Source organism: Kitasatospora sp. NPDC058184, from assembly GCF_042883725.1.
GTDB lineage: Bacteria > Actinomycetota > Actinomycetes > Streptomycetales > Streptomycetaceae > Kitasatospora.
The window spans coordinates 248,578-271,626 of the sequence record NZ_JBHVVE010000012.1 but is presented as its reverse complement, the minus strand read 5'-3'; the positions used below and the strand labels follow the sequence as shown (position 1 = coordinate 271,626).

The 23,049-nt window shown below is 73.4% G+C and carries 2 protein-coding genes; both read right to left on the bottom strand.

From position 1 onward, the window contains the following. Positions 1-19 precede the first annotated feature (19 nt). Entirely contained in the window at positions 20-13,747 is a 13,728-nt protein-coding gene (locus tag ACFVXH_RS23540; protein WP_387826890.1) for a type I polyketide synthase, read from the bottom strand. A 9-nt stretch (positions 13,748-13,756) separates the two neighbouring features. Beyond that, complete coding sequence (locus ACFVXH_RS23535) at positions 13,757-23,035, bottom strand: type I polyketide synthase (RefSeq protein WP_387826887.1); 9,279 nt, start codon at positions 23,033-23,035, stop codon at positions 13,757-13,759. Positions 23,036-23,049: the final 14 nt, after the last annotated feature.

Genomic DNA, 23,049 nt, shown 5'->3' with positions numbered 1-23,049 from the left:
GCCGACGGTCCCGGCATGGTCAGTCGAAGTCCGGGTCGTCGAGCTCGTCCTCCAGGAGGGCGAACAGCTCGTCGGCGGTGGCCTCCTGGAGAGCGCGCTCGTCGGCCTCGCCCGTCCCGTCCGCCCCGGTCTCGCGGACGGCGCGGAAGCGCTGGGTCAGCGCCTCCAGGCGGGCGACGATCTCCGCGCGGGTCTCGTCGTCCGACGGGGTGAGCCCGGCGGCCAGCCGCTCGAACTCGTCCAGCACGGCCGTGTGGCCGACCAGTTCCCTCCCGGTCAGCTCGGTGATCAGGAAGTCCGCCACCGCCTCCGGGGTCGGGTGGTCGAAGACCAGCGTCGACGGCACCCGCACCCCGCACGCGCTGTTCAGGCGGTTGCGGAGCTCGACAGCGGTCAGCGAGTCGAAGCCCAGCTCGCGGAACGCCCGGCTCGCCATGATCTCGTCCGCCGAGTCGTGGCCGAGGACCGCGGCGGCGTGCGTCCGCACCAGCTCCACGACGGTCCGGCGCCGCTCGGCGGCCGACAGGCCCGCCAGGCGGGCGGCGAACTCGTTGCGCTGGTCGTCCTCCGGACGGCCGGAGGAGGTGTCCTCCTGCGCCTCCGGGATGGTGTCCAGCAGCGGGCGCGGGCGGGCGGCCGTGAAGACCGGAGCGAACTTCTCCCACTCGACGTCCGCCAGGGCGATGAACGTCTCGTCGTCGGCCAGGATCTCGCCGAGCGCCGTCAGGGCCCGGTCGGTGTCCAGGAAGTTCATGCCCTGCCGCAGCAGCCGGTGCGGGGTGACGCGACCGGGAGCCTGGTCCATCGCCGCGTCGACCGCGTTCCAGTCGCGGGTGTTCCAGACACCCCAGGCGATCGACGTCCCGGGCAGGCCCCGGCCGCGACGGTCCTCGGCGAGGCCGTCCAGGAAGGAGTTGCCCGCCGCGTAGGCGCCGTGGTCGTTGCTGCCCCAGGTCGCCGAGATCGACGAGAACATCACGAACTCGTCGATGCCCAGGTGCGCCGTCGCCTCGTCCAGGTGGACGGCGCCGGCCGCCTTCGCGCCCAGTGCCGCCGCCAGGCCTTCCCGGCTGGTGTCCTCGAGTCGGGCCAGGTACGGCGTGTTCGCCGAGTGCAGGACGGTGGACAGGCCGGGGCCGGAGTCCTCGATCCACGAGACCATCGCCGTGACCTGCGCACGCTCCGTCAGGTCGCACGACACGACCTCGACGGCGGTGCCCGCAGCCGCGACAGTGGCGGCCAGCGCCGCCACCCCGGGCGCCGCCGGACCCGAACGGGAGGTCAGAACGACCCTCGGCGTGCCGTGCTCAGCCAGCCACGGGCCGACACAGACACCGATCGAGCCCGTACCGCCGGTCAGCAGGACCGTCCCCTTCGGGCTCCAGGCCCCGGCCTTGGGCCGGTGCTCTTCGGCCCGCACCAGGCGGCGCAGGAACACACCCGACGGCCGCACCGCGACCTGGTCCTCCCGGCCGTGCGCGAGCACGCCGGCCAGCCGGGCGGCCGCCTCGACGTCCACCACCGGCGGCAGGTCGACCAGACCGCCCCAGCGGTCCGCGTGCTCCAGGCCCACGGCCCGGCCCAGACCCCAGACCTGGGTCTGGATCGGACTGGTCGTCACCTCGCCGGCGGCCACCTGCACCGCGCCGCGGGTCAGCACCCAGAGGGGAGCGGCGATCCCGGCCCGGCCCAGCCTCTGCACCAGGTCGAGGGTGTCGGCGCTGCCGCGCGGAACCCACCCGAACTCGGCGTCCGGCGTCTCGTCCAGGGCCAGGAGGGACACCACGCCCTGGACATCCGCACCGGCACCGGCGATGGCCGCGTCGAGGCCCGCCAGCGTCGTCCGCACGACCTCGGCGCCACGACCCGCCAGCCCGTCGGCCACCGCACCGGCGTCCGGCGCGTCCCCGACCAGCAGCCAGGGCCCGGACAGGACCGCCGAACCGCTGATGGCGGACGGCTGCCAGGTGATCCGGTAGCGCCAGTCGTCCACCGACAGCTTCGTACGCTCCACCGCCGGGGCCTCGGGCCAGTAGCGGCGCCGCTGGAACGCGTAGGTCGGCAGCGCGACGGTCGACCCGTCGCCGAGCACCGCCGCCCAGTCGACGGGGGCGCCCTGGACGTACGCCTCGGCGAGCGAGGTCAACAGGCGCTGGGCGCCGCCCTCCTCGCGGCGCAGCGTGCCTGCGACCACCGGAGAGCGGTCCTCCAGGCTGTCACCGATCGCCGGAGTCAGCACCGGGTGCGGCGAGACCTCCAGGAACACACCGTGGCCCGCGTCGCCGAGGATCCGCACGGCGCGGTCGAACTCCACGGTCTCGCGCAGGGACGCGTACCAGTAGGCGGGGTCCAGCTCCGGGCCGGACAGCCACTCGCCGGTCAGCGCGGAGATCATCGGGACCTGCGCCTCACGAGGCCGGATCCCGTCGAGGACGGTCAGGATCTCCTCGCGCAGCTCGTCCACGTGGGCGCTGTGCGAGGCGTAGTCCACCGGAATCATCCGGGCACGAGGCGAATCCCCGCACGCCTCGGCGAGTTCGCGCAGCGCGTCGGCGTCACCGGAGACGACCGTCGCCGACGGGCCGTTCACCGCCGCGATGGAAAGGCGGGTGCCGTACGACGCGATCCTCGCCCAAACACCCTCCACCGGCTCGGCGATCGACAGCATCCCACCACGACCAGCAAGGGCCTTCAGGGTCTTGCTCCGCAGAGCGACAACCTTGGCGGCGTCATCGAGGGAGATAATCCCCGCGACGGCGGCGGCGGCGATCTCGCCCTGCGAGTGACCCAGCACCGCGTCCGGAGCGACACCGGCCGCCTCCCAGACGGCGGCGAGCGAGACCATCACGGCCCACAGCGCCGGCTGCACCACATCAGCGGCTTCAAAACCATGAAGGCCCGCCAGCACATCGTCCAACTGCCAGTCCACATAAGGCGCGAGAGCTTCGGCACACTCCGCCAGCCGCGCCGCGAACACCGGCGAGGCCTCCGCCAGCTCGCGCCCCATCCCGACCCACTGGCTCCCCTGACCGGGGAAGACGAATACCGTCCGCCCCACCCCGCCAGGAGCCACCGAACCGGTCACCACACCGGACGCGGGCTGCTTCGTCGCCACCGCCGCCAGACGCTCAGCGAGCTCGCTCCGCTCGCCACCGAGCACCACGGCCCGGTGCTCCAGCGCCGCACGCGTCGTCGCGAGCGACCACGCGACGTCGCCGACCGGCAACTCCGGCCGCGCCAGCACGTGTTCACGCAGTCGACCCGCCTGACCCGCGAGCGCCGCAGCGCTCTGGCCGGAGACCGGCCAGGCCGACGCCCCACCCGCGAGCACCGGAAGCACCTCGGCTTCCAGCTCCTCGGCTTCGACGTCGGGCGCCTCCTCCAGGATGAGGTGGACGTTGGTGCCGCTCACACCGAACGCCGACACACCCGCCCGGCGCGGCCGCTCGCCCGCCGGCCACCGCACCGCGTCCTGGAGCAGCCGGACGTTGCCCGTCTCCCAGTCCACGTGGGTCGACGGCTGGTCCGCGTGCAGGGTCTTCGGCAGCATGCCGTTTCGCAGCGCCATCACCATCTTGATCACGCCGGTGACGCCGGCGGCGCACTGGGTGTGGCCGATGTTGGACTTCACCGATCCCAGCCACAACGGCCGGTCCTCGTAACGCTCCTGGCCGTACGTCGCCAGCAGCGCGCCTGCCTCGATCGGGTCGCCGAGCGAGGTGCCGGTGCCGTGGGCCTCGACCGCGTCGACGTCGGAGGGCGACAGCTGCGCGTTCGCCAGCGCCGCGCGGATCACCCGCCGCTGCGAGGGGCCGTTGGGCGCCGCCAGGCCGTTGGACGCGCCGTCCTGGTTCGCCGCGCTCCCGCGGATCACCGCCAGCACCTGGTGGCCGTTGCGCCGGGCGTCCGAGAGACGCTCCAGCAGGACCATGCCCGCGCCCTCGCCCCAGCCGATGCCGTCGGCCTCGTCCGAGAACGCCTTCGACCGGCCGCTGGAGGCCATGCCGCCCTGGCTGCCGAACTCCATGAACGCGCCGGGCGAGACCATCACCGCCACGCCGCCGGCCAGCGCCATCGAGCACTCGCCCGAGCGCAGGGCGAGCATCGCCTGGTGCATCGCCACCAGGGAGGAGGAGCAGGCCGTGTCCACCGTGATGGCGGGGCCGGTCAGGCCCAGGCAGTACGAGATCCGGCCCGAGGCCACGGCGGACACCGTACCGATCAGCCGGTAGCCGTCCAGGCTCCGGTCGTCGGCCGGCAGGCTCGCGTCGTAACCGGCGTGGCTCGCACCGACGAAGACGCCGGTCGCCGAGCCGTGCAGCGACTTCGGGTCGATCCCCGCGCGCTCGATCGCCTCCCAGGACGTCTCCAGCAGCAGCCGCTGCTGCGGGTCCATCGCCAGCGCCTCACGCGGGCTGATCCCGAAGAACCCCGCGTCGAAGTCGGCCACGTCGTAGATGAATCCGCCCTGTCGGCGGTACGCCTGCCGCTGGCCGAACCCCTCCTCGACGGCTTCCCAGCCTCGGTCGGTCGGGAATTCGCTGATCGTGTCGGTCCCCGCGACGAGCAGGTCCCAGAACTGGTCGGGCCCCGTCACACCGCCCGGGTACCGGCAGCCCATGCCGACGATCGCGATCGGCTCGCCGATCGCCGCGGCCACGACCTGGACCGCGCCGTCGGCCTGGGCCGTCTGGCCGCCGGTGCCGACGAGTTCGCCCCGCAGGTAGTCCGCGAGGGCGGTGGCGTTCGGGTGGTCGAAGACCATCGTGGAGGCCAGCTTGACACCGACCTCCTTGGAGAGGCGGTTCCGCAGCTCGACGGCTCCGACGGAGTCGAAGCCCAGCTCCTTGAACGCGCGTTGCGGCAGCACGTCGTCCGCCGAGTCGTGGCCGAGGACCGCGGCCGCGTGGCCTCGCACCAGGTCGGTCAGGACCTGGCGCTGCTCAGCGGCCGGCATTCCGGCCAACCGGCTTGCCCACGCGCCGACTTCCTCGGTGGTGGACTCGACGGCGGCCTCGGCGGCCAGGACCGCACGGACCTCGGGCAGATCCGCCAGCAGGCGGCTCGGCCGGTGCAGGGTGTAGGTCGGCACGAACTGCGGCCAGTCGAAGCCGGCCACCACCATCGCACCCTCACCGGCGTCCAGGACCTGGCCCAGCGCCAGCATGCCCCGACGCCCGTCGATGCCCTCCATGCCGAACTCGCGCAACCGCTCGCCACCCGAACCGGCCGCCATGCCAACGCCGGCCCACAGGCCCCACGCGACCGAAGAAGCCACCAGGCCACGGGAGCGGCGGTCCTCCACCAACGCGTCCAGGTGCGCGTTCGCCGCCGCATAGCCAGCCAGGCCACCGCTGCCCCAGACGCCCGCGCCCGACGAGAACAGCACGAACGCGTCCAGATCCCGACCCGCCGTCAACTCGTCCAGCACCATGGCGCCGCCGACCTTCGCCGACAGCAGCCGCGACAGCTCGGCCACCGACAGCTGCTCCACCGGTGTCCGCCCGCCCGTTCCGGCCGAGTGGACCACCGACGACAGCGCCGGACCCGTCGCATCGATACGGTCCAGGATCTCCGCCACGGAGGCGCGGTCGGCGACGTCACACGACACCACCTCAACTGCCGCACCGCGAGCCGCGATCGAGGCAACCAACTCCGCCACACCGGCGGCACCAGGACCCGAACGGGACGTCAGCACGACCCGCGCCGCGCCACGATCCGCCACCCACTGGGCGGTGATCGCACCCACGCCACTCGTACCGCCCGTCACCAGGACCGACCCACGCGGCGACCACGCCTCGCGCACGACCGGACGGCCGGCACGCACCAACCGCCGCGCCACCACTCCGCCCGCACGCACCGCCACCTGGTCCTCGACACCCGCGAGAACCGACACCAGCCGCGCACCCGTACGCGCGTCCACCGTTGTCGGCAGGTCAATCAACCCGCCCCAGCGACCCGCCAACTCCAGCGCCGCGACGGCACCCAGACCCCACAGCTGCGCCTGCACCGGCCGCACCGCATCACCCGCGACCGCACGCACCGCGCCCCGCGTGACCACCCACAGCGGGGCGGACACACCGAGCCGGCCAAGCTCCTGGACCAGCGCGAGCGTGTCAGCGCCACCACGCGACACCCACGGACCCGCCTCCTCCGGCGACTCGTCCAGCGCCAGCAGCGACACCACACCCCGCAGATCGGAGCACGCGGCCACCGCAGCGGCGACGCCGTCCGGAGCCGAGCGGACCACGGTTGCCCCGTGGTGCTCCAGCGACTCCGCGACGGCAGCGGCATCCGGGGACTCCCCCACCAGCAGCCACGTTCCGGCCAGGACCCCGTTGGACTCGCTCACCGGCGCCCACGACACCCGGTACCGCCAATCGGCAACCGCCGAGCCGGCCCGCTCGCGGCGCCGCCAGTCGGTCAGCGCACCCAGCGCGGCATCCGCCGGGTCCACCCCGAGCAGATCGGCGAGCGCGGTGACATCACCACTCTCCACGGCGGTCCAGAAACCCGCCTCCGCACCGGTGGCCTCGCCCGCTTCGGAACGGCGACCGTCCAAGGCGGGCCAGTAGTGGCGGTGCTGGAACGCGTAGGTCGGCAGCGCGACGGTCGTACCGCCGGCCGTCACCGCCGCCCAGTCGACGGGGGCGCCCTGGACGTACGCCTCGGCGAGCGAGGTCAACAGGCGCTGAGCACCGCCCTCCTCGCGCCGCAGCGTGCCGACCACGACCGGGGACAACGCCTCCAGGGCGTCGCCGATCGCCGGGGTCAGCACCGGATGCGGCGAGACCTCCAGGAACACGCCGTGTCCCGCGTCGCCGAGAATCCGCACGGCGCGGTCGAACTCCACCGTTTCGCGCAGGGACGCGTACCAGTAGGCGGGGTCCAGCTCGGGGCCCGCCAGCCACGCGCCGGTCAGCGCCGACACCATGGGGATACGAGCCTCGGTCGGCGCGATGCCCTGGAGCACGGCGAGGATCTCCTCGCGCAGCTCGTCCACGTGCGCGCTGTGCGAGGCGTAGTCCACCGGGATCATCCGGGCGCGCGGCGAATCCCCGCACGCCTCGGCGAGTTCACGCAGCGCGTCAGCGTCACCGGAAACCACCGTCGCCGACGGACCATTCACCGCCGCGATGGAAAGGCGGGTGCCGTACGAAGCGATCCGCGCGCGCACGCCGTCCACCGGCTCGGCGATCGACAGCATCCCGCCGCGACCAGCAAGGGCCTTCAGGGTCTTGCTCCGCAGAGCCACGACCTTCGCGGCATCGTCGAGGGAGAGAATCCCGGCCACAGCGGCGGCAGCGATCTCACCCTGCGAGTGACCCACCACCGCGTCCGGAGCAACACCCGCCGCCTCCCACACCGCCGCGAGCGAGACCATCACCGCCCACAGCGCCGGCTGCACCACATCAGCAGCCTCGAAACCGTGAAGCCCGGCCAGAACGTCGTCCAACTGCCAGTCCACGTAAGGCGCCAGGGCCGCAGCACACTCCGCCAGCCGCGCCGCGAACACTGGCGACGACGTGACCAGCTCACGCCCCATCCCGACCCACTGGCTCCCCTGACCGGGGAAGACGAACACCGTCCGCCCCACCCCGGCGGCCGCCACCGACCCGGTCACCACACCTGCCGCCGGCTGCCCCGTGGCCACCGCCGCGAGACCCGCCGCAAGCTCGCCCCGCTCGCCGCCCAGCACGACCGCACGCTGCTCGAACACCGATCGCGTCGTGGCCAGCGACCACGCGACGTCGCCCACCGGCAGCTCCGGCCGCGCCAGCACGTACTCGCGCAGCCGACCCGCCTGGCCCGCCAGCGCGGTCGCGCCACGACCGGAGACCGGCCAGGCCACGCCTGCCGCCCCGGTGAGTACCGGGTTCTCCTGGCCCGCCGGCTCAGCCGCCGCCTCGACGGCCGCCGGGGCCTCCTCCACGATCAGGTGGACGTTGGTGCCGCTGATACCGAAGGCGGACACACCCGCCCGACGCGGCCGCTCACCCGCTGGCCACGCCACCGCGTCCTGGAGCAGCCGGACATTGCCCGTCTCCCAATCGACGTGCGAGGACGGCTCATCGGCGTGCAGGGTCTTCGGCAGCACCCCGGCCCGCAACGCCAGCACCATCTTGATCACACCGGCCACACCGGCGGCCTGCTGCGCGTGCCCGATGTTCGACTTCACCGACCCCAGCCACAACGGCCGGTCCTCGAACCGCTCCTGGCCGTACGTCGCCAGCAGCGCACCCGCCTCGATCGGGTCACCCAGCTCCGTGCCCGTCCCGTGCGCCTCGACCACGTCGACATCCGCAGCCGACAGCTGCGCACTCGCCAACGCCGCGCGAATGACCCGCCGTTGGGCCGGGCCGTTGGGCGCGGACAGGCCGTTGGAGGCGCCGTCCTGGTTGACGGCGCTCCCCCGGAGCACGCCGAGCACCTGGTGCCCGTTGCGGCGGGCGTCCGAGAGGCGCTCCAGCACGAGCATGCCCGCGCCCTCGCCGATGCCCATGCCGTCGGCGCCCTCGCCGAAGGCCTTACAGCGGCCGTCGGAGGCCAGCGCCCGCAGGCGCGAGAAGCCGACGAACTCGGCCGGGTCGGCGATCACCGTCACACCGCCCGCCAGCGCCATCGAGCACTCGCCCGACCGCAGGGCCTGGCCCGCCTGGTGCAGCGCGACCAGGGACGACGAGCATGCCGTGTCGACGGTCACCGCGGGCCCGTTCAGGCCCAGCGTGTACGACACCCGGCCGGAGAGCACGCTCAGCGCGTTGCCGGTGATCAGGTGCGCCTCGGCGCCCGGGACGGTGGCACCCGTCGCGATGTAGCCCGACGACGCCGCGCCGATGAACACGCCGGTCGCGGAGCCGTGCAGCGACTTCGGGTCGATGCCGGCCCGCTCGACGGCCTCCCAGGAGGTCTCCAGCAGGAGGCGCTGCTGCGGGTCCATCGCCATCGCCTCGCGCGGGCTGATCCCGAAGAACCCGGCGTCGAACTCCGCGGCCCCGCTGAGGAATCCGCCCTCCACGACGTAGGTCGAGCCCTCGGCGTCGGGGTCGGGGTCGAACAGCGCCTCGATGTCCCAGCCGCGGTCGGCCGGGAACGCGCCGATCGCGTCCCCGCCCGCGACCAGGAGGTCCCACAGCTCCTCGGGTGTCCGGACGCCGCCCGGGTAGCGGCAGGCCATGCCGACGATCGCGATCGGGTCGGTCGACACCGCCGCCGCCGTCACGGCCTGGCTCTCGTCCGCGTCCGTGCCGAACAGCGCGGCCAGGATCTCGTCCGCCAGCGCGGAGGCGCTCGGGTGGTCGAAGATCACCGTGGACGGCAGCCGCAGGCCGCACGCGGTGTTCAGGCGGTTGCGGAGCTCGACGGCGGTCAGCGAGTCGAAGCCCAGCTCCCGGAACGCCCGGCTCGCCACGATCTCGTCCACCGACTCGTGGCCCAGCACCGCGGCCGCGTGCGTCCGCACCAGTTCGGTGACCGTCCGGCGCCGCTCGGCCGCCGACAGGCCGGCCAGCTGGAGCTCGAAGTCACCACGCCCGTCCTCGTCACGACGGACCGTCGTGTCCTCCTGGGCCTCCGGAATGGTGTCCAGCAGCGGGCGAGGCCGCGCGGCCGTGAAGACCGGCGCGAACTTCTCCCACTCGACGTCCGCGAGGGCGATGAAGGTCTCGTCGTCGGCCAGGATCTCGCCGAGCGCAGTCAGCGCCCGCTGGGTGTCGAGGAAGTTCATGCCCTGCCGCAGCAGGCGGTGCGGGGTGACGCGACCGGGAGCCTGGTCCATCGCCGCGTCGACGGCGTCCCAGTCGCGGGTGTTCCACACGCCCCAGGCGATCGAGGTCCCGGGCAGGCCACGGGCGCGACGGTCCTCGGCGAGGCCGTCCAGGAAGGAGTTGCCGGCCGCGTAGGCGGCGTGGTCGTTGCTGCCCCAGGTCGCCGAGATCGACGAGAAGAGGACGAACTCGTCGATGCCCAGGTCCGCCGTCGCCTCGTCCAGGTGGACGGCGCCGGCCGCCTTCGCGCCGACCGCGACGGCCAGCTCCTCCCGGCTGGTGTCCTCCACCCGGGCCAGGATCGGCGCGTTGGCGGAGTGCAGGACGGTGGACAGGCCGGGGCCGGTGTCCTCGATCCACGACACCATCGCCGTGACCTGCGCACGCTCCGTCAGGTCGCAGCTGACGACCTCGACGGCCGAGCCGCCGTTCGCCACGGCGGCGGCGAGCGCCGCCACGCCGTGCGCCGACGGGCCGGACCGGGAGGTCAGAACCACCCTCGGCGCGCGGTGCTCGGCAAGCCAGGGGCCGATGCAGACGCCGATCGAGCCGGTGCCACCGGTCAGCAGGACGGTGCCGCGCGGCGACCAGTCCTCCGACTCGACGCGCCGGGCCTCGGCCCGCACCAGGCGGCGCAGGAACACACCCGACGGCCGCACCGCGACCTGGTCCTCCCGGCCGTCGGCGAAGACGCCGACCAGACGAGCGGCGGCATCGGCGTCCACCACCGGCGGCAGGTCGACCAGACCGCCCCAGCGGTCCGCGTGCTCCAGACCGACCGTGCGGCCGAGACCCCAGACCTGGGTCTGCACCGGGCTGGTCGTCACCTCGTCGGCGGCGACCTGCACCGCGCCACGGGTCAGCACCCAGAGCGGAGCGGTGATCCCGGCCCGGCCCAACCTCTGGACCAGGTCGAGGGTGTCGGCGCTGCCCCGGGACAGCCACGCGAACTCGGCGTCCGGCGACTCGTCGAGCGCCAGGAGCGACACCACACCGCGCACGTCCCCGCCCGCTCCTGCGATGGCCTCGTCGAGGCCCGCGAGCGTCGTCCGCACCGCCTCGGCGCCACGCGCCGTCAGCGCCTCGGCGATCGTGGCCGCGTCGGGGGCGTCGCCGACGACCAGCCAGGTGCCGGACAGGTCCGCCGGGCCGCTCGCGGCAGAGGGCCGCCAGGTGATGCGGTAGCGCCAGTCGTCCACCGACAGCTTCGCGCGCTCCACTGCCGGGGCCTCGGGCCAGTAGCGGCGCCGCTGGAACGCGTAGGTCGGCAGCGCGACGGTCGTCCCGGCGCCGAGCACCGACGCCCAGTCGACGGGGGCGCCCTGGACGTACGCCTCGGCGAGCGAGGTCAGCAGGCGCTGAGCACCGCCCTCGTCGCGCCGCAGGGTGCCTGCGACCACCGGGGAACGGTCCTCCAGGCTGTCACCGATCGCCGGAGTCAGCACCGGGTGCGGCGAGACCTCCAGGAACACACCGTGGCCCGCGTCGCCGAGGATCCGCACGGCGCGGTCGAACTCCACGGTCTCCCGGAGCGACGCGTACCAGTAGGCGGGGTCCAGCTCCGGGCCCGCGAGCCATGCACCGGTCAGCGCGGAGACCATCGGGACCTGCGCCTCACGAGGCCGGATCCCGTCGAGGACGGTCAGGATCTCCTCGCGCAGCTCGTCCACGTGGGCGCTGTGGGACGCGTAGTCCACCGGGATCATCCGGGCACGCGGCGAATCCCCGCATGCCTCGGCGAGTTCACGCAGCGCGTCGGCGTCACCGGAGACGACCGTCGCCGACGGGCCGTTCACCGCCGCGACGGAAAGGCGGGTGCCGTACGGGGCGATCCGGGCGCGGACACCGTCCACCGACTCCGCGATCGACAGCATCCCACCACGACCGGCCAGCACCTTCAGGGTCTTGCTCCGCAGAGCCACCACCTTGGCGGCGTCATCGAGGGACAGGATCCCCGCGACGGCCGCAGCGGCGATCTCACCCTGCGAGTGACCCAGCACCGCGTCCGGAGCGACACCAGCCGCCTGCCAGACGGCGGCGAGCGAGACCATCACGGCCCACAGTGCCGGCTGCACGACGTCAGCGGCTTCGAAACCGTGCCGGCCCGCCAGAACGTCGTCCAACTGCCAGTCCACGTACGGCGCGAGGGCCTCGGCGCACTCCGCCAGCCGCGCCGCGAACACCGGCGAGGCCTCCGCCAGCTCACGCCCCATCCCGACCCACTGGCTGCCCTGACCGGGGAAGACGAACACCGTCCGCCCCACCCCGGCGGCCGCCACCGACCCCGTGACCACACCCGCCGCCGGCTGCCCGGTGGCGACAGCCGTCAGCCCCGCCGCCAGCTCGTTCCGCTCGCCACCGAGCACGACCGCCCGGTGCTCCAGCGCCGCACGCGCCGTCGCGAGCGACCACGCCACATCGCGGACCGGCAACTCCGGCCGCTCCGCCACGTGTTCACGCAGCCGACCCGCCTGACCGGCCAGCGCCGCCACGCTGCGACCGGAGACCGGCCAGGCCACACCCGCCGCCCCGGTGAGCACCGGGCTCTCCTGGCCCGCCGGCTCAGCCGCCGCCTCGACGGCCGCCGGGGCCTCCTCCACGATCAGGTGGACGTTCGTCCCGCTCACACCGAACGCCGACACACCCGCCCGACGCGGCCGCTCGCCCGCCGGCCACGCCACCGGTTCCTGGAGCAGCCGCACGTTCCCGGACGTCCAGTCCACGTGCGAGGACGGTTCCTCGGCGAACAGCGTCTTCGGCAGCACCTCGTGCCGCAGCGCCATCACCATCTTGATCACACCGGCCACACCGGCCGCGCACTGCGAGTGCCCGATGTTGGACTTCACCGACCCCAGCCACAACGGCCGGTCCTCGTAACGCTCCTGGCCGTACGTGGCCAGCAGCGCGCCGGCCTCGATCGGGTCACCGAGCGTCGTACCCGTGCCGTGGGCCTCCACCGCGTCGACGTCGGAGGGCGACAGCTGGGCGTTGGCCAACGCCGCGCGGATCACCCGCCGCTGCGAGGGACCGTTCGGCGCGGACAGGCCGTTCGACGCACCGTCCTGGTTGGCCGCGCTGCCACGGATCACCGCCAGCACCTGGTGCCCGTTGCGCCGGGCATCGGACAGGCGCTCCAACAGCACCATGCCCGCGCCCTCACCCCAGCCGATCCCGTCGGCCTCCTCCGAGAACGCCTTCGACCGACCGCTCGACGCCATACCGCCCTGACGCCCGAACTCCATGAACGCACCCGGCGACACCATCACCGCCACGCCACCGGCCAGCGCCATCGAGCACTCGCCCGACCGCAGCGCCAGGATCGCCTGGTGCATCGCCACCAGCGACGACGAGCACGCCGTGTCCACCGTCACCGCCGGACCGGTCAGACCCAGGCAGTACGAGATCCGGCCCGACGCCACGGACGACACCGTACCGATCAGCCGGTAGCCGTCCAGGCTGGCGTCCTCGACGGGCAGGCTGGCCTCGTACCCGGCGTGGCTCGCACCGACGAAGACGCCGGTCGCCGAGCCGTGCAGCGACCGCGGGTCGATCCCCGCGCGCTCGATCGCCTCCCACGAGGTCTCCAGCAGCAACCGCTGCTGCGGGTCCATCGCCATCGCCTCACGCGGACTGATCCCGAAGAACCCCGCGTCGAAGTCGGCCACGTCGTAGACGAATCCGCCCTGCCGGCGGTATCCGCCCTGGTTGTCGAACGCCTCCCAGCCGCGGTCGGACGGGAACCCACCCACCGCGTCGACGCCGTCGGCCACCAGGTTCCAGAACTCTTCGGGACCGACCGCCCCGCCCGGGTACCGGCACCCCATGCCCACGATCGCGATCGGCTCGCGGGCGCCGGACTCCAGCTCCTTGACCCGCTCACGGGTTTCGAAGTGCTCGGCGGCCAGCTTCCTCAAAGCGTCGAGCAGCTGCTTCTCATCGGCCATCGTGGGTCCTCCTCGACGTCGTCTTGATCTGAGCACCGGAGATCATCACGACGCCCCCAGTTCCTTGTTGATGAAGTCCAGAACCTCGTCGGCCGAGGCTTCGTTGAGCTGTCCGGCCACGGTCTGCCGGGTGGCGGCGGCGCCACCGTCCTCCGCGCCGGCGCCGGGGGCGCCGCGCCGCATCCACCGGGACAGCAGGGTCTGCATGCGCTCGGTGATGTCCTGGCGCGCGTCGGCTCCCCCGTCGACGGAGTCCAGTTCGGCGGCCAGCCGCTCCAGGGTCTCCAGCACCGGATCGCCGTCGTCCGCTCCGCCGGTGCCGACCAGCTCACCTCGTACGTAGTCCGCGAGGGCGGTGGCGTTCGGGTGGTCGAAGACCATCGTGGAGGCCAGTTTGACACCGACCTCCTTGGAGAGGCGGTTCCGCAGCTCGACGGCTCCGACGGAGTCGAAGCCCAGCTCCTTGAAAGCGCGTTGCGGCAGCACGTCGTCTGCCGAGTCATGGCCGAGGACCGCGGCCGCGTGGCCCCGGACCAGGTCGGTCAGGACCTGGCGCTGCTCAGCGACCGGCATCCCGGCCAACCGGCTTGCCCACGCGCCGACTTCCTCGGTGGTGGACTCGACGGCGGCCTCGGCGGCCAGGACCGCACGGACCTCGGGAAGGTCCGCCAGCAGACGGCTGGCCCGGTGCAGGGTGTAGGTCGGCACGAACTGCGGCCAGTCGAAGCCGGCCACCACCATCGCACCCTCACCGGCGTCCAGGACCTGGCCCAGCGCCAGCATGCCCCGACGCCCGTCGATGCCCTCCATACCGAACTCACGCAACCGCTCGCCACCCGAACCGGCCGCCATGCCGACGCCGGCCCACAGGCCCCACGCGACCGAAGAAGCCACCAGACTACGGGAACGGCGATCCTCCACCAACGCGTCCAGATGCGCGTTCGCCGCCGCATAGCCAGCCAGAGCGCCGCTGCCCCAGACACCCGCACCCGACGAGAACAGCACGAACGCGTCCAGATCCCGACCCGCCGTCAACTCGTCCAGCACCACAGCGCCGCCGACCTTCGCCGACAGCAGCCGCGACAGCTCGGCCACCGACAGCTGCTCCACCGGTGTCCGCCCGCCCGTCCCGGCCGAGTGGACCACCGACGACAGCGCCGGACCCGTCGCGTCGATACGGTCCAGGATCTCCGCCACGGAGGCGCGGTCGGCGACGTCACACGACACCACCTCAACTGCCGCACCGCGAGCCGCGATCGAGGCCGCCAACTCCGCCACACCGGCGGCACCCGGACCCGAACGGGACGTCAGCACGACCCGCGAGGCACCACGATCCGCCACCCACTGGGCAGTGATCGCACCCACGCCGCTCGTGCCACCCGTCACCAGGACCGAGCCACGCGGCGACCACGCCTCACGCACGACCGGACGTCCAGCGCGCACCAACCGCCGCGCCACCACACCGCCCGCACGCACCGCCACCTGGTCCTCATCGCCGACCAGGACGGACGCCAGCCGCGCACCCGTACGCGCATCTACGGCAGCCGGAAGGTCGATCAGCCCGCCCCAACGGCCCGCCAACTCCAGCGCCGCGACAGCGCCCAGACCCCACAGCTGCGCCTGCACCGGCCGCACCACATCACCCGCGACCGCCCGCACCGCACCCCGCGTGACCACCCACAGCGGAGCGGACACACCGAGCCGCCCAAGCTCCTGGACCAGCGCAAGCGTGTCAGCACCACCACGCGACACCCACGGACCCGCCTCCTCCGGCGACTCGTCCAGCGCCAGCAGCGACACCACACCCCGCAGATCGGAGCACGCGGCCACGGTCTGACCGATCCGGTCAGGACGGTCCGCAGTGACGACATCGGCACCGTGATCCGCCAACGCCTTCGCCACGACGCCTGCGTCGGTGCCGTCCCCGACCAGCAGCCACGTCCCGGCCAGGACCCCATTGGACTCGCTCACCGGCGCCCACGACACCCGGTACCGCCAGTCCGCGACCGCCGAGCCGGCCCGCTCACGGCGCCGGTAGTCGGCCAGCGCCGGCAGCACCTCACCCAGCCGGTCACCGTCGATGTTCAACGCCGCAGCCAGGCCGTCGGCGTCCCCGCCCTCGACCGCCGCCCAGAACTCGGCGTCGACAGCGGAGACCTCGGCAACCTCGGCCACCGCCTCGGGCCAGTAGTGACGGTGCTGGAACGCGTTCGTCGGCAGATCCACCGTCGAACCACCGCCCAGGAGCCCGGCCCAGTCGACGGGGAGCCCCCGCACATAGGCCTCGGCGAGCGAGGTCAGCAACCGCTGCGCGCCGCCCTCGTCGCGTCGCAGGGTGCCCACGACGACCGGGGAACGGTCCTCCAGGGCGTCGCCGATCGCCGGGGTCAGCACCGGGTGCGGCGAGACCTCCAGGAACACACCGTGGCCCGCGTCGCCAAGGATCCGCACGGCACGGTCGAACTCCACGGTCTCGCGCAGGGACGCGTACCAGTAGGCAGGGTCCAGCTCGGGGCCGGACAGCCACTCGCCGGTCAGCGCGGAGACCATGGGGATGCGGGCCTCGGTCGGCACGATGCCCTGGAGAACAGCGAGGATCTCCTCGCGCAGCTCGTCCACGTGGGCGCTGTGCGAGGCGTAGTCCACCGGAATCACCCGGGCACGCGGCGAATCCCCGCAGGAGTCCGCCAGTTCACGCAGCGCGTCCGCATCACCGGACACCACCGTCGCCGACGGGCCGTTCACCGCCGCGACCGACAACCGGGAACCGTACGGGGCGATCCGCGCCCGGACACCGTCCACCGGCTCGGCGATCGACAGCATTCCGCCGCGACCAGCCAGCGCCTTCAGAGTCTTGCTCCGCAGAACGACGACCTTCGCCGCGTCCTCCAGCGACAGGATCCCGGCGACCGCAGCGGCAGCGATCTCACCCTGCGAGTGACCCACCACCGCATCGGGAGCGACACCCGCCGCCTCCCACACAGCGGCGAGCGACACCATCACGGCCCACAGCGCCGGCTGCACGACGTCGGCGGCCTCAAAGCCGTGAATGCCGGCCAGCACATCGTCCAACTGCCAATCCACGTAAGGCGCCAGGGCCGCAGCACACTCCGCCAGCCGCGCCGCGAACACCGGCGACGACGTGACCAGCTCACGCCCCATCCCGACCCACTGACTGCCCTGGCCGGGGAAGACGAACACCGTCCGCCCCACACCAGCGGCCGCCACCGACCCGGTCACCACACCCGCCGCCGGCTGCTCGGTGGCCACCGCCACGAGACCCGCCGCGAGCTCACTCCGCTCGCCGCCGAGCACGACGGCCCGGTGTTCCAGCGCCGCACGCGTCGTCGCCAGCGACCACGCGACGTCGCCCACCGACAACTCCGGCCGCGCCAGCACGTGTTCACGCAGCCGACCGGCCTGACCGGCCAGCGCGGTCGCGCTACGACCGGACACCACCCACGCCTGGACCCCACTCTCCACCGCCGGGGCGGGAGCCGGGTCGCTCGCGTCGATCGCGGCCGGGGCCTCTTCGATGATCACGTGCGCGTTGGTGCCGCTGATGCCGAACGCCGACACACCCGCCCGGCGCGGCCGCTCGCCAGCCGGCCACTCCACCTGCTCCTGGAGCAGACGGACGTTGCCCGTCTCCCAATCGACGTGCGAGGACGGCTCATCGGCGTGCAGCGTCTTCGGCAGCACACCGGCTTGCAGCGCCAGCACAATCTTGATCACACCGGCCACACCGGCGGCCTGCTGGGCGTGCCCGATGTTCGACTTCACCGACCCCAGCCACAACGGCCGGTCCTCGAACCGCTCCTGACCATAGGTCGCCAGCAGCGCACCCGCCTCGATCGGGTCACCCAGCTCCGTACCCGTCCCGTGCGCCTCGACCACGTCCACGTCCGCCGCCGAGATCCGGGCGTTGGCCAACGCCGCCCGGATGACCCGCCGTTGAGCAGGACCGTTCGGCGCCGTGAGACCGTTCGACGCGCCGTCCTGGTTGATCGCGCAGCCGCGCACCAGGCCCAGGACCCGACGGCCCTTGCGCTGCGCCTCGGAGAGCCGCTCCAGCACGAGCATGCCGGCGCCTTCGCCGATGCCCATGCCGTCCGCGCCCTCGCCGAAGGCCTTGCAGCGGCCGTCGGAGGCGAGCGCCCGCAGGCGCGAGAAGCCGACGAACTCGCCGGGGTCGGCCATCACTGTCACACCGCCGGCGAGGGCGACGTCGCACTCGCCAGACCGCAGCGCCTGCACCGCCTGGTGCAGCGCGACCAGGGACGAAGAGCACGCCGTGTCGACCGTCACCGCCGGGCCCACCAGGCCCAGGGAGTACGAGATCCGGCCGGAGAGCACGCTCAGCGCGTTCCCGGTGATCAGGTGGGCCTGGGCTCCCGCCTCGCCGCTCGCGGCGCCGATGTAGCCGGAGGAAGCCGCGCCGACGAAGACTCCGGTCGCGGAGCCGTGCAGCGACTTCGGGTCGATGCCGGCCCGCTCGACGGCCTCCCAGGAGGTCTCCAGCAGGAGGCGCTGCTGCGGGTCCATGGCGAGGGCCTCGCGCGGGCTGATGCCGAAGAACCCGGCGTCGAACTCCGCTGCCCCGCTGAGGAATCCGCCCTCGACCACGTAGGTCGAGCCCTCGGCGTCCGGGTCCGGGTCGAAGAGCGCGTCGACGTCCCAGCCGCGGTCGGCCGGGAAGGCGCCGATCGCGTCCCCGCCCGCCGCCAGGAGGTCCCACAGCTCCTCGGGCGTCCGGACACCGCCCGGGTAACGGCAGGCCATGCCGACGATAGCGATCGGGTCGGTCGACACCGCCGCCGCCGTCACGGTCTGGCCCTCGTCCGCGTCCGTGCCGAACAGCGCGGCCAGGATCTCGTCGGCCAGCGCCGAGGCGCTCGGGTGGTCGAAGATCACCGTGGACGGCAGCCGGACGCCCACGGCCGCGTTGAGACGGTTGCGGAGCTCGACGGCGGTCAGCGAGTCGAAGCCCAGCTCCCGGAACGCCCGGCTGGCCACGATCTCGTCCACGGAGTCGTGCCCCAGCACCGCGGCGGCCTGGGCCCGGACCAGTTCCACGACGGTCCGGCGCCGCTCGGCCACCGACAGGCCCGCCAGGCGCGCGGCGAACTCGCCGCGCTGCTCGTCGACCGTACGAGGGGCGGTGTCCTCCTGGGCCTCGGGGATGGTGTCCAGCAGCGGGCGCGGGCGGGCGGCCGTGAAGACCGGCGCGAACTTCTCCCACTCGACGTCCGCGAGGGCGATGAAGGTCTCGTCGTCCGCGAGGACCTCGGCGAGCGCGGTCAGCGCCCGCTGGGTGTCGAGGAAGTTCATGCCCTGCCGCAGGAGGCGGTGCGGGGTGACGCGACCGGGAGCCTGGTCCATCGCCGCGTCCACGGCGTCCCAGTCGCGGGTGTTCCAGACACCCCAGGCGATCGAGGTCCCGGGCAGGCCACGGGCGCGACGGTCCTCGGCGAGGCCGTCCAGGAAGGAGTTGCCGGCCGCGTACGCTGCGTGGTCGTTGCTGCCCCACGTGGCGGAGATCGAGGAGAACATCACGAACTCGTCGATGTCCAGGTCGGCCGTCGCCTCGTCCAGGTGGACGGCGCCGGCCGCCTTCGCACCGACCGCCAGGGCGAGCCCGTCGCGGTCGGTGTCCTCCAGCCGTGCGAGGAACGGGGTGTTCGCCGAGTGCAGGACGGTGGACAGGCCGGGGCCGGAGGCCTCGATCCACGTCACCATGCCGGTCACCTGCTCGCGCACCGACAGGTCGCACGACACGACCTCGACGGCCGAACCAGCCTGCGCCAGCGTGGCCGCGAGCGCCGCCACCCCGGGCGCCGACGGGCCGGACCGGGAGGTCAGAACCACCCTCGGCGCACGGTGCTCGGCAAGCCACGGACCGAGGACGACGCCGATCGCACCCGAGCCGCCGGTCAGCAGGACGGTGCCGCGCGGCGACCAGTCCTCCGACTCCACGCGCCGGGCCTCCGCCCGCACCAGCCGGCGCAGGAACACCCCGGACGGCCGCACCGCGACCTGGTCCTCACTGCCATCGGCGAAGACGCCGACCAGACGAGCGGCCGCATCGGCGTCCACCACCGGCGGCAGGTCGACCAGACCGCCCCAACGGTCCGCGTGCTCCAGACCGACCGTACGGCCGAGACCCCAGACCTGGGTCTGCACCGGGCTCGTCGTCACCTCGTCCGGGCCGACGGCCACCGCGCCGCGGGTCAGCACCCACAGCGGAGCCGTGACCCCGGCCCGGCCCAACGCCTGCACCAGCTCGACGGTCTCCGCCAGCCCGCGCTGAACCAACGGGTGCTCGGCGAGCGGCGTCTCGTCCAGGGCCAGCAGCGACACCACACCGGCCACGCCCTCGGCCGGCACCGCGCCAAGCTGCTCCGGGCCAACGGCCGTCACGACCTCGGCACCCTGACCGGCCAACGCCTCGGCGACCGTCGCCGCGTCGGGGCCGTCGCCGACGACCAGCCAGGTGCCGGACAGGTCCGCCGGGCCGCTCGCGGCGGCCGGCTGCCAGGTGATGCGGTAGCGCCAGTCGTCCACCGACAGCTTCGTACGCTCCAGCACCGGGGCCTCGGGCCAGTAGCGGCGCCGCTGGAACGCGTAGGTCGGCAGCTCGACCGCCGTGCCGCCGCCGAGCACCGACGCCCAGTCGACGGGGGCGCCGCCCGTGTACGCCTCGGCGAGCGAGGTCAGCAGGCGCTGAGCACCGCCCTCGTCGCGGCGCAGGGTGCCTGCGACCACCGGGGAGCGGTCCTCCAGGCTGTCGGCGATCGCCGGGGTCAGCACCGGGTGCGGGGAGACCTCCAGGAACACTCCGTGGCCCGCGTCGCCGAGAATCCGCACGGCACGGTCGAACTCGACGGTCTCCCGGAGGGACGCGTACCAGTACGCCGGATCCAGCTCGGGGCCCGACAGCCACGCGCCGGTCAGCGCCGACACCATCGGGATCCGGGCCTCGGTCGGAGCGATGCCCTGGAGAACCGAGAGGATCTCCTCGCGCAGCTCGTCCACGTGGGCGCTGTGGGACGCGTAGTCCACCGGAATCATCCGGGCACGTGGCGAATCCCCACAGGCGTCCGCCAGTTCACGCAGCGCGTCCGCGTCACCGGAAACCACCGTCGCCGACGGACCATTCACCGCCGCAACCGACAGGCGGGAACCGTACGGAGCGATCCTCGCCCGGACGCCCTCCACCGGCTCGGCGATCGACAGCATCCCGCCACGACCAGCCAGCGCCTTCAGGGTCTTGCTCCGCAGAGCGACAACCTTGGCAGCGTCGTCCAGGGAGAGAATCCCGGCGACAGCGGCCGCCGCGATCTCACCCTGCGAGTGACCGACCACAGCGTCCGGTGCGACGCCCGCCGCCTCCCAGACGGCGGCGAGCGAGACCATCACGGCCCACAGCGCCGGCTGCACCACATCGGCGGCCTCGAAGCCGTGCCGGCCCGCCAGAACGTCGTCCAACTGCCAGTCCACGTACGGCGCGAGAGCCTCGGCGCACTCCGCCAGCTTGGCCGCGAACACCGGGGACGACTCGGCCAACTCGCGCCCCATCCCGACCCACTGGCTGCCCTGCCCCGGGAAGACGAACACCGTCCGCCCCACCCCGGCGGCCGCCACCGACCCCGTGACCACGCCCGCCGCCGGCTGCCCGGTGGCGACGGCCGTCAGCCCCGCCGCCAGTTCATCCCGGTCCGCGCCGAGCACGACGGCCCGGCGCTCCAGCGCCGCACGCGTCATCGCGAGCGACCACGCGACATCGCCAACCGACAACTCCGGCCGCTCCGCGACGTGTTCACGCAGTCGGCCCGCCTGACCGGCGAGCGCCGCAGCGCTCTGACCGGAGACCGGCCAGGCCGACGCCCCACCGGCGAACACCGGAAGCACCCGGGCCTCCCGCGCCTCGGGTTCGACGGCCGCCGGGGCCTCCTCCACGATCAGGTGGACGTTCGTCCCGCTCACACCGAACGCCGACACACCCGCCCGACGCGGCCGCTCGCCCGCCGGCCACGCCACCGGTTCCTGGAGCAGCCGCACGTTCCCGGACGTCCAGTCCACGTGCGAGGACGGCTCCTCGGCGAACAGCGTCCTCGGCAGCACCTCGTGCCGCAGCGCCATCACCATCTTGATCACACCGGCCACACCGGCCGCGCACTGCGAGTGCCCGATGTTGGACTTCACCGACCCCAGCCAGAGCGGCCGGTCGGCGGCGCGGTCCTCGGCCTGCCCGTAGGTGGCCAGCAGCGCCTGCGCCTCGATCGGGTCGCCCAGCGTCGTGCCCGTCCCGTGCGCCTCGACCACGTCCACGTCCGCCGCCGACAGCTGCGCGTTCGCCAGCGCCGCACGGATCACCCGCCGCTGCGAAGGCCCGTTCGGCGCCGCCAGACCGTTCGACGCGCCGTCCTGGTTGGCCGCGCTCCCACGGATCACCGCCAGCACCTGGTGCCCGTTGCGCCGGGCGTCCGACAGGCGCTCCAGCAGCACCATGCCCGCACCCTCACCCCAGCCGATCCCGTCGGCCTCCTCCGAGAACGCCTTCGACCGGCCACTGGACGCCATACCGCCCTGACGCCCGAACTCCATGAACGCACCCGGCGACACCATCACCGCCACGCCACCGGCCAGCGCCATCGAGCACTCGCCGGCCCGCAGCGCCAGGATCGCCTGGTGCATCGCCACCAGCGACGACGAGCACGCCGTGTCCACCGTCACCGCCGGACCGGTCAGACCCAGGCAGTACGAGATCCGGCCCGAGGCGACCGCCGACACCGCGCCGATCAGCCGGTAGCCGTCCAGGCTCTCGTCCTCGACGGGCAGCACCGAGCTGTACCCCGACGTGTTCGCTCCGATGAACACACCGGTCATCGACCCGTGCAGCGACTTCGGGTCGATCCCGCCGTGCTCGATCGCCTCCCAGGAGGTCTCCAGCAGCAGCCGCTGCTGCGGATCCATGGCCAGCGCCTCGCGCGGGCTGATCCCGAAGAACCCCGCGTCGAACTCGGTCGCGTCGTAGACGAATCCGCCCTGTCGCCGGTACGTCTGCCCTCGGCCGAACGCCTCCTCGAAGGCCTCCCAGCCGCGATCGGCGGGGAAGGCGCCCACCGCGTCGACACCGCCGGCCACCAGGTCCCAGAACTCCTCGGGACCCGTCACACCGCCCGGGAACCGGCAGCCCGCACCCACGATCGCGATCGGCTCGCTCGACGCCGCAAGGAGCGCGCTGTTCTGCTGCCGGAGCCGCTCGGCTTCCTTGAGGGAGGTGCGAAGTGCTTCGACGAGCCTGTCGTTGGTCGTTTCCATGATCATGTGCTCCG

Bases quoted from the DNA above. Each gene is read 5' to 3' on its own strand.
- ACFVXH_RS23535 (WP_387826887.1), bottom strand. From the start codon at position 23,035: ATGGAAACGACCAACGACAGGCTCGTCGAAGCACTTCGCACCTCCCTC.